General features: G+C 63.5%; 2 protein-coding genes. Both read right to left on the bottom strand.

Going from position 1 to position 1,101, the window contains the following annotated elements:
- Positions 1 to 800 (bottom strand): ATPase, T2SS/T4P/T4SS family (locus A6A05_RS03890; RefSeq protein ID WP_068497674.1); only part of this gene is annotated, 800 nt, incomplete at its 3' end.
- Between the two features lie 5 nt (positions 801 to 805).
- On the bottom strand, positions 806 to 1,101 hold a 296-nt coding region (locus A6A05_RS21430), incomplete at its 5' end, for a hypothetical protein (RefSeq protein WP_216635742.1).

Here is a 1,101-nt window from a genome sequence, read left to right as displayed (position 1 = left end):
GGCATGGTCTGACCCGACCAGGCGATGTTCTGGTCGAACTTCCTGTTCAGCACCTGGTGCGGGCTGTCGGCGTGGATGGTGCACATGAAGCCGGTGATGCCGGAATTCAGCGCCCCCAGTGCCGCGAAGGCGTTTTGCGTGCTGATCTCGCCGAAAATCACATGGTCGGGGGTGGCGCGCATCAGGTGGTCGTAAAGCTGACGCCAATCCACCATGCCCGAAGCCGTCGAGGCCTCACGCGCCGCCAGCAGACCGACGCCGTCCCAGAAGCGGTCGATCTGCAGCTCCGGGGTATCCTCGACGGCGATGATGCGCCGGTTGGACGGCAGGAATTCCAGCAGCTTGTTGAACAGCGTCGTCTTGCCGGTGTTGGTGGCCCCCGACACGATCATGTTGCGTTCGGCCAGCACCGAGTCCCGCAGATAGGCGACGACCGACGGCACCGCGCCGACCTGCTCCCAACTGGGGGTGAAGGGGTGCTTGCAGCGGATGGCCATCGAGACGCGGGTTTGCACCGACGAGCCGACCAGGCATTCGAAGCGGTGCCGGACTTCCGGCACTACGCAGGACAGCTTGGGCGCCGTGTCGGGGTCGAAGCGGACCCCGGTGACGTTGGCCAGACTGCGGCAGATGTCTTCGATGCGGGCCAGGGTCAGATCGGGCGCATCCAGGGTGGTCTTGCCCTGGCCGCGCCGATCGATGATGACCTGCTTGGGTTTGGTCATCCGCATCTCGACCGTGGCGGGATCGTCGTAGAACGCCGCCAACGGTCGCAGGATGATAGAGATCGCCGAGGTCATGGCGATCACCAGCCCAACTCAGCTCGCCATTGTGCCACGGCGGAAGAGGTCGGAATGTCTGGGCACGGGGGGACGCTGCCCAGGGAGCGCCAGCATTCATAGGTTTTGGTTGCTGTCTGCGATGAAACGATCTGGCCGTCGTTGCGAACGGTCGATCTCGTGCTGCTATGCGTCGCCATCGCATAATAGCCAGGGCAATAAACCTCGTGGGCCTGGCCGCAATATTCGCCACCGAGGTTGGCATAACCGACTGGATTAGAAACAAGCGCCCAATCCGTGGTGGCTACGCCACCGGAGTAGG

Source organism: Magnetospirillum moscoviense (assembly GCF_001650635.1).
In the GTDB taxonomy this organism is placed as follows: Bacteria; Pseudomonadota; Alphaproteobacteria; order Rhodospirillales; family Magnetospirillaceae; genus Magnetospirillum; species Magnetospirillum moscoviense.
The sequence above is the reverse complement of the archived record's forward strand: the minus strand, read 5'-3'. Positions and strand labels throughout refer to the sequence as shown.